The organism is Peptacetobacter sp. AB800 (assembly GCF_047807365.1).
GTDB lineage: Bacteria > Bacillota > Clostridia > Peptostreptococcales > Peptostreptococcaceae > Peptacetobacter.
The window spans coordinates 1-8,031 of record NZ_JBLOUI010000063.1 but is presented as its reverse complement, the minus strand read 5'-3'; the positions used below and the strand labels follow the sequence as shown (position 1 = coordinate 8,031).

General features: G+C 33.6%; 6 protein-coding genes, 1 rRNA gene and 1 pseudogene. 4 read left to right on the top strand and 4 right to left on the bottom strand.

Annotation, left to right across the window (positions count from 1 at the left end):
• The 3 genes from ACK2WN_RS11645 to ACK2WN_RS11635 form a co-directional block, all read right to left on the bottom strand.
• A 16S ribosomal RNA gene (locus tag ACK2WN_RS11645) occupies nucleotides 1–106 on the bottom strand; the annotation flags it as partial.
• 420 nt (nucleotides 107–526) lie between these two features.
• Nucleotides 527–1,078: an anaerobic ribonucleoside-triphosphate reductase activating protein gene (gene nrdG / locus ACK2WN_RS11640; RefSeq protein ID WP_300531327.1), complete on the bottom strand. Its 552-nt coding sequence runs from the start codon at nucleotides 1,076–1,078 to the stop codon at nucleotides 527–529.
• Between the two features lie 44 nt (nucleotides 1,079–1,122).
• Nucleotides 1,123–3,489 (bottom strand): anaerobic ribonucleoside triphosphate reductase, encoded by a 2,367-nt coding sequence (locus ACK2WN_RS11635; protein ID WP_416155659.1) that lies wholly within the window; start codon nucleotides 3,487–3,489, stop codon nucleotides 1,123–1,125.
• 355 nt (nucleotides 3,490–3,844) lie between these two features.
• On the opposite strand from ACK2WN_RS11635, the pseudogene ACK2WN_RS11630 reads away from it, so the two are divergent.
• From ACK2WN_RS11630 to ACK2WN_RS11615, 4 genes and pseudogenes are all read left to right on the top strand, one after another.
• Nucleotides 3,845–4,674 (top strand): annotated as a pseudogene (locus ACK2WN_RS11630) (conjugal transfer protein); the annotation flags it as partial.
• 124 nt (nucleotides 4,675–4,798) lie between these two features.
• Complete coding sequence (locus ACK2WN_RS11625; RefSeq protein ID WP_416155658.1) at nucleotides 4,799–5,407, top strand: class I SAM-dependent methyltransferase; 609 nt, start codon at nucleotides 4,799–4,801, stop codon at nucleotides 5,405–5,407.
• A 70-nt stretch (nucleotides 5,408–5,477) separates the two neighbouring features.
• Complete coding sequence (locus ACK2WN_RS11620; protein WP_416155657.1) at nucleotides 5,478–6,038, top strand: TetR/AcrR family transcriptional regulator; 561 nt, start codon at nucleotides 5,478–5,480, stop codon at nucleotides 6,036–6,038.
• A 78-nt stretch (nucleotides 6,039–6,116) separates the two neighbouring features.
• Nucleotides 6,117–7,445 carry an MATE family efflux transporter gene (locus ACK2WN_RS11615; RefSeq protein WP_416155656.1) on the top strand — a complete coding sequence of 443 codons (1,329 nt, stop codon included), beginning with the start codon at nucleotides 6,117–6,119 and terminating at the stop codon, nucleotides 7,443–7,445.
• Here ACK2WN_RS11615 and ACK2WN_RS11610 read toward each other — a convergent pair.
• The gene (locus ACK2WN_RS11610; RefSeq protein WP_416155655.1) at nucleotides 7,442–7,798 is read right to left on the bottom strand and encodes a helix-turn-helix domain-containing protein; all 357 of its coding nucleotides are present in this window, start codon (nucleotides 7,796–7,798) and stop codon (nucleotides 7,442–7,444) included. The two genes, ACK2WN_RS11615 and ACK2WN_RS11610, sit on opposite strands and share 4 nt — an antisense overlap.
• Nucleotides 7,799–8,031 lie beyond the last annotated feature (233 nt).

Genomic DNA, 8,031 nt, shown 5'->3' with positions numbered 1-8,031 from the left:
CGCGTTACTCACCCGTCCGCCGCTCTCTCCGAAGAGATCGCTCGACTTGCATGTGTTAGGCACGCCGCCAGCGTTCATCCTGAGCCAGGATCAAACTCTCAAAATAAAATTTCGAAGAAATTTTATATCGCCAACGAAATTCTTCATTATCATTCAGAATTTCCGTTGCTCAAAATAAAATTTAAATCCGCTCAGATGTTATCTCAAAATATCTGGCATGGTTTGTATGGCGTTCGAACTGTTTGTTCAAACTAAATATATCTGCTGTTCAGTTTTCAAAGTTCATTTATTTCTATTTCGTTGCCCTCTCTCAAGGACAAGTATTATATTATCATCTTTAAGATTTGACGTCAACACTTTTTTTAAACTTTTTTTATTTTTTATTTTTCCTCTTGATTTTAAGAGTTTATCAAACGCTTTTAAAATATTTATTTTATCCGATTATTAGGCATTTTTTAACTCCAATAAAATTTTCATAAAAAAAGAGTGCAGTAAAATCTACTACACTCAAACTTTTTAATCTATTTTATTTTGCCATTGGTAAAAATGTATCTACATAGTTTTCTGTATACTCTTCCCGTATTACAACACTTCCATATTTTAAACTTTTTTGAACATCTATAATTCTCTGGTTAGATGAACCTCTAAATTTCAAAGAAATATCTTTTTTATTTATTTCAAATTTACCATCCACTAAAACATCTATATTATTTAAAAGTCTTAGATTGCTAAAATAATTCTTATTTTTCTTATCTGTAAGTTGCTCAAATGTAAACCCAGTAAAAGACCATACATTCATCCCCATTTCCTTAACAGCTGCTGCAATTTCTCCAACTGCTTCTGGCTGTAAAAACGGCTCCCCTCCAGATAGTGTCACTCCACTCTGAAGCTTTTTAGACTTAATTTTATCTATAATCTCACTTGTATCTACAATCTTACCACCCATTATACTATGAGTTTGAGGGTTATGACATCCTATACAATTATGCTTACAGCCCTGTGTCCAAACCACAGCTCTCAAACCAGGACCATCGACTATACTATCAAAAGTAACATCTGAAGCTATCCTTATATCCATAAATTTCCACTTCCTTCTCAACCCTAAAAAACTACATCTAATCACTACATATGCTTAACTCTATCTCTAACCTCTGCTCTCTTAGCATTATTGAATCTATCAACGGTACCAACAAGATATCCAGTTATTCTTCTAATTCTTTCAAATTTTATATCGCTATCTTTTTCATTACGTCCACATGCTGGGCATATATCTCCGTTTATTATTCCAGAATATCCACAAACAGGATCTCTATCAACAGGATGATTTATACTTCCATACCCAATTCCAGCGTCTTTCATCGCTCTAACAACTGACTCAAATGCTTCTAAATTATTAGTAGGATCACCATCTAACTCAACATAAGTAATATGTCCACCATTTGTATACTGATGATATGGTGCTTCTATATTTATCTTCTCAAATGCACTTATCTTATAATAAACTGGAACATGGAATGAATTTGTATAATATTCCTTATCTGTAACACCTTTTATTTCTCCGTATTTTTTCTTATCTATCTCAGTAAATCTACCTGATAAACCTTCTGCAGGAGTACCTATTAATGAGAAGTTTAGTCCGTATTTTTCTGTTGCTTCATCCATTCTGTCCTTCATATGAGAAATAATAGCTAAACCAAGCTTCTGGGCATCTTCACTTTCTCCGTGATGTTTACCTATAAGCGCTATTAAACACTCAGCTAAACCTATAAAACCAACTGTTAAAGTTCCCTGTTTAATAACCTCTGCTAACTCATCTTCTGGACCTAGCTCATCAGAACCCATCCAAACTCCCTGTCCCATAAGGAATGGGAAGTTTTTCATTTTTTTCTTTCCTTGAATTTCCATTCTTTCTAATAACTGATCTATAACTAAATCTATCTTTTCATCAAGATCCTTAAAGAACCCATCTATATCAGGATTTGAACCATCTACACATCCATGAATTATACCTAATCTTGGTAGATTTATAGTAGTAAATGATAAATTACCCCTACCACTAACTGTTTCTGGTCCACAAACATTACCTATAACTCTAGTTCTGCATCCCATATAAGTAGCTTCTGTTTCAGGATTTCCTGGAACGTAGTACTGTGCATTAAATGGTGCATCTAAGAAACTAAAGTTAGGGAATAATCTCTTAGCAGATACCCTACAAGATAACTTAAATAAATCGTAGTTTGGATCTCCTGGGTTTAAATTTACCCCTTCCTTGACTTTGAATATAAGTATTGGGAATATTGGTGTTTCACCATTTCCAAGACCTTTTTCCTGAGAAAGAAGAAGGTTCTTACTTACCATTCTACCTTCTGAAGAAGTATCTGTACCAAAGTTTATACTAGAGAATGGAACCTGTGCCCCTGCTCTGGAATGCATAGTATTTAAATTGTGTATAAATGCTTCCATTGACTGATAAGTCTTTCTATCAGTTTCTTTATACGCTTCTCTATAAGCAAACTTTTCTATTTTTTCTGCTTCTAATACAGCTATATTAAACTTAGCTGCTAATTTTTCGATTACTCTAGATGTAAATTCTTCACTTTTATTTATATCAAGACTTGCTTTTACATTAGTTTCTTTCTCTACATTGTAGACAATCTCTTTAACTGCCTCTTTTGTAGATTCATCTTCCATATCATCTAAAAGAACAAGTCCTTTAGTTAAGTTAGATATGTATAACTTTCTAAATGTTTTATGAACACCTTCAGCTAAACCATAATCAAAGAATGGGATACTCTGTCCACCATGCTGATCGTTCTGGTTGCTCTGGATAGCAATAGCTGCTAATGCTCCGTAGCTCATTATATCGTTTGGCTCTCTTAAGAACCCATGTCCTGTTGAGAATCCACCTTCAAATAATTTTTCAACATCTATCTGGCAACAAGTAAGCGTTCCCATATTTAAAAAGTCCATATCGTGTATATGTATATCACCTGAATCATGAGCCATTGCATGTTCTGGCTTTAACACATTTGTCTTACAGAACTCTTTTGAAACAGCACTACCATACTGCAGCATTGTTCCCATTGCTGTATTCCCATCTATATTTGCATTTTCTCTTTTTATATCAGCATCGCCTGCATCAGAGAACGTTATCTTTTCTATCGCCTTCATTAATCTAGTCTTAGAATTTCTAACTCTAGTTCTTTCCGCTCTATAAAGTATATATTCCTCGCTAGTTTTAGCGTGTCCTGTTTCTATAAGTACTTTTACAACAGCATCCTGTACATCTTCAACACTAGGTACTTCTTCACCAAATCTTCTTTCTAATAAAGCTATAACCTCCTGTGTTAAATCCTCTGCCATTTTAAAATCTGGAGCTTTTCCTTCCTTTTTAGCAACATCTGAAGCCGCTAGAAAGATAGCTCTAGTTATCTTATTTTCATTAAATGGTATCGTTCTGCCGTCTCTTTTCTTTATAAATTCAATCATTATAATTCCCCCTCAAACAACTATATATAGTATGTGATTTTTTTATAACCACTATATATAGTGTTTAAAATCTAAAAAAATTCCCTTTAACAACGTCAAAGGGCATCTCATAACTTATATGTTAAATGTTATCAAATTTATATATTTTCGTCAAACACACTGTAAGCATTGAAATTGCTTATCCGTTTTTTTGAAGTGTAGTGTTTGTAATGTTTATACGAAAGGTAATTTTTTTTGATTTTTTTGTAATTTCTTGTTTAATAAAGTGTTTTTGTGGTTATTATGTTTTTTGTTTACTTTATAATACTATATAAATATTTTTGTACAGTTATCATTTTTTCAAATTCTCAAAAAAAATAAAAAGTCCGTGATTGCTTTGTGGCTGGTGCTGATTGCAAGCGTTAGCTTTGGCGTATATAAAAATTTTACTGCCATTGATATGCACACGGTACATGAAAAGGAAGTCATTGAACAGCGTATTGTTGATACCAACAGGATAGAGAATTTTGTCAAAGGCTTTGCAAAATCCTACTATTCATGGAGCAACACACAGGAATCCATTGACAAAAGAACCGCTGCCATCAGCAGCTATCTGACACAGAGCTTGCAGGACTTGAATGTAGATACGGTTCGGCAGGATATACCCACAAGCTCTGCGGTGACTGATGTAACGGTATGGGAAGTAGAACAGACTGGAACAGACGACTTTACCGTTGTCTACTCCGTAGATCAGATGGTAACGGAGGGTGAACAGTCTGCCAGATACACTTCCGCTTACATGGTAGTGGTTCATGTAGATAGCAACGGGAACATGGTTATTACCCAGAATCCGACCATCAGCAACATACCGTCAAAATCCAGCTATGAACCAATAGCGCTGGAATCCGCCGGAACGGTGGACGCTTCCACAGCGGAGGAAGTGACAGAGTTTTCGGAAACTTTCTTCAAGCTCTATCCTACCGCAACGGAAAAAGAACTTGCCTATTATGTGTCTGGCAATGCACTTTCTCCTGTAAACTGTGATTATGTGTTTTCAGAACTGGTAAATCCTATCTTCACCAAAGACGGGGAACAGGTCAAGGTATCGGTGTCAGTGAAGTATCTCGACCAGCGAACAAAGGCAACGCAGATTTCACAATTGACTTGACGCTGGAAAAGGATAGTAACTGGAAGATTGTAGGATAAAATGTAACAGGCTTATTTTAATATGTGCATATTAGAGTAAGCCTGTTTTTAATGAATGAATATTATTCATTGACATCAAGATTTTTAAGTTGTATAATACATAACTGAAAGGAGGTGTAACCCAATGAATACTATAAAAGAAAATTCAAAAAGAACTTTTAATCAGCAGGCAGCAACCTATGATAGTGATATTAAAGGTCAACATGCCAGAACGCTTTATCCTTACATATTAAAGTTATTAGAAAATGATAGTTTTTCATCTCTTTTAGATTTAGGGTGTGGAACAGGAGAATTGCTTTACCAGATACAACAGAAGTATCATTCAGAACGGTTAGTTGGTATAGATATATCAGATAAAATGATTAGTATAGCGAATGAGAAAAAAATAGATAAAGCACATTTTATACTAGGTGATACGGAATACTTACCTTTTGACAATAATACATTTGATGTTGTTATTTGTAATGATTCTTTTCATCATTATCCGTCACCAGAAAAAGTATTAGATGAATCCTATCGTGTGTTAAAAAATGGTGGTTTGATAATCATTGGTGATTGTTGGCAACCGCCGCTTGCACGTCAAATAATGAACATCTACATAAAATACAGTAAAGAGGGTGATGTAAAAATATATTCAAAGAAAGAAATGCTAAGTCTGTTATCAAGAAGATTTCACAATGTTACTTGGGAGCATATAGGAACTACCTCCTGCATATCATATGCAATAAAGTAAGTGTGAGTGAACATCAGTCATTGACACGTTATTTTGTAAATGTTACTCTATATGAAAAGGAGGTTTAAATATGCGTATTTCTAAAGAACCAGAGGAAAGAAAGCAAGAAATATTGGAAACAGCTATGCAATTATTCGCTGAAAAAGGATATGAGAAAACTTCCATATCCGATATTGCAAAAAAAATAGGTGTAGCACAAGGACTTTGTTACCGATATTTTCCATCAAAAGATATTCTTTTTCAAACAGCGATCAATGAATACGCTGATATATTAGTTAATAAATTGAAGTTAAAAAACAGTGTTAAACAAGTTTCTATAAAAGATATGATTACTCATATGGAAGTGTTATCAGAAAATGCAAATGATATATACTATGATACATTTCACAATGAGAAAAATAAAACTTTTCATGATTTACTATTTTTGAGTGTTTGTCAAAAATTAGTGCCTATTGTTGCAAAGTTAATAGAAAACGGAAACGCCACTGGAGAACTTCATGTTTCAGATATTGAATCATATGCTAATTTCTGTGTATACGGTCAGCTTGGAATTTTGGCAGATGAAACTCTATCATCAGAAGAAAAAAACAAAAAAATAAAAGCAGTTTTATTTGATTTATTTAATCTATAATTTTCCCCTTGCTTTTAAATAGCAGGGAATTTTTTTAGAATATAAATGAATGATATTCATTCATAATAGGAGGATTTTATGAACACAAAATTAGACTTTATAAACTGGAATACAAAAAAATGTTTGCTTGCAATGACACTTCCAATGATTGTCGCTATGTTTTTAAATATGGCTTATAACTTAGTTGACAGCCTTTGGATTGGAAATTTACTTGGTGAAACAGCGTATGCTGCTTTGACTAATTCCACACCCATTATTTTAATTTTGACTTCTGTTGCAATGGGAGCTACAAATGGTGTTTCCATCTTATTATCACAAGCAATAGGTGCTAAGAATGAACAGAAAAAAAGAACTTTGATTTCCACTTCTTTTTGTATTGCAGTAGTGTTTTCTTTACTTGTCACATTACTTTTGGAGCTTCTCTTGCCTACTATATTAAAGCTATTAAATACACCAATGGAAACAATGAGTATGGCAAAGGACTACCTATCAATTTATATTTTAGGATATTTACCTGTATATCTGTATTTATATTTCACCGCAGTTCTCCGTAGCTTTGGAAACACGATGTTTCAAGTGATTGCTATGCTTATATCAACAATATTAAACGCAATATTAGACCCTATTTTTATTCAAAAAATCGGGTTTCAAGGAGCAGCTATTGCAACATTGCTTTCTCAATCATTGTGTTTAGTTTTTATGCTCATATACATTAGGAAGAAAAGAATTTTTAAATTTTCATTTGTTGATTTTGATAAAAGCACAATTATTCCATTAATAAAAAATGCCATTCCCTCTGTTATTCAGCAAAGTATTCCAGCTATAAGCACTACTTTCTTAACCTCTCTTATTAGCACATATAGTATTTCTGCTATTGCTGCCTATGGAATTACTGGAAAATTAGAAACAATATTATTTTATCCTGCAATGGCATTTAATATGGTGCTGACATCTATTATTGGACAATGTATTGGTGCAAAAAGAGCTGATAGAGCAAAAGATTATTTAAAGCTGTCTTTAAAATACGGAGGTGTCGTTTTATTGATACTTTCGGCTTTGGTTATTGCTTTTTCAACGCAATTATCTAATCTATTTGTTTCAAGTAACGTAGTAGCTCAAATTGTAAAAGGGTATTTTATGATTATTAGCATAGGATATATTTTGAATACTATAACAAACTGCTATTTGGGAAGTCTAAATGGAATGGGAAGTCCAACAAAGAGTATGTTACTAATGATTTTCTACTACTTAGTTGTTCGTATACCTTTATCATATGCTATCTCATATGCAGGTTTTGGGTTAAATGGTATTTGGGTTGCTGTTTTAATTAGTCATGTGGTTGCTTGTATTACAGCAATTTTAACAGGAACATACTCACTCAAAAAGAATATAAAAATGGAGGGTTAATTTCCCTCCACTTCCTTAGACTTAATGATTCCGTCAGCAACGCTTTCCATGATGATTAAATCTTTATCAGATAAGTTGTCAAGCTGCTTTTCCAACTGTCGTCTTCTGGTGCTTTTCACCAGATCAGACGCAGGCAGGAAAAATTCATCAACGGAAACTTCCAGTAATGAAACAAGGTCATAGAACACTTGTAAACTTGGGTGCTGCACCTTATTCTCGATATTTGTTAGGTAACGAGGGTCAATCTCAATCATTGCTCCCACCTGTTCACGGGTCAAACCTTTTTTCATACGGGCTTTTTTGATGACAAGACCAAAAGCTCTAAAATCGTATTTATCTTCTTTTTTACGCATATGTAATCACCTCACCACATTTTACTGTTCCTATTGACTTTCTAACAGGTACAAAAAAACGTGTTATAAGGTTTATCAGTTCCTATTATGCGTATCAAAGTCAAAAAAGTGCTGCCTAGCGGCAAATAAAAAAATACTGCCATAGAACACCTTTAAAAGGTGTTCTTATGACAGTACCTTTAACTGACACCTAACGGTTGTCAGTTTTTTTGTATTCAAATTTAGCTCCACAA

Bases quoted from the DNA above. Each gene is read 5' to 3' on its own strand.
- ACK2WN_RS11610 (WP_416155655.1), bottom strand. From the start codon at position 7,798: ATGCGTAAAAAAGAAGATAAATACGATTTTAGAGCTTTTGGTCTTGTC.
- ACK2WN_RS11635 (WP_416155659.1), bottom strand. From the start codon at position 3,489: ATGATTGAATTTATAAAGAAAAGAGACGGCAGAACGATACCATTTAAT.
- ACK2WN_RS11620 (WP_416155657.1), top strand. From the start codon at position 5,478: ATGCGTATTTCTAAAGAACCAGAGGAAAGAAAGCAAGAAATATTGGAA.
- ACK2WN_RS11625 (WP_416155658.1), top strand. From the start codon at position 4,799: ATGAATACTATAAAAGAAAATTCAAAAAGAACTTTTAATCAGCAGGCA.
- nrdG (WP_300531327.1), bottom strand. From the start codon at position 1,078: ATGGATATAAGGATAGCTTCAGATGTTACTTTTGATAGTATAGTCGAT.
- ACK2WN_RS11615 (WP_416155656.1), top strand. From the start codon at position 6,117: ATGAACACAAAATTAGACTTTATAAACTGGAATACAAAAAAATGTTTG.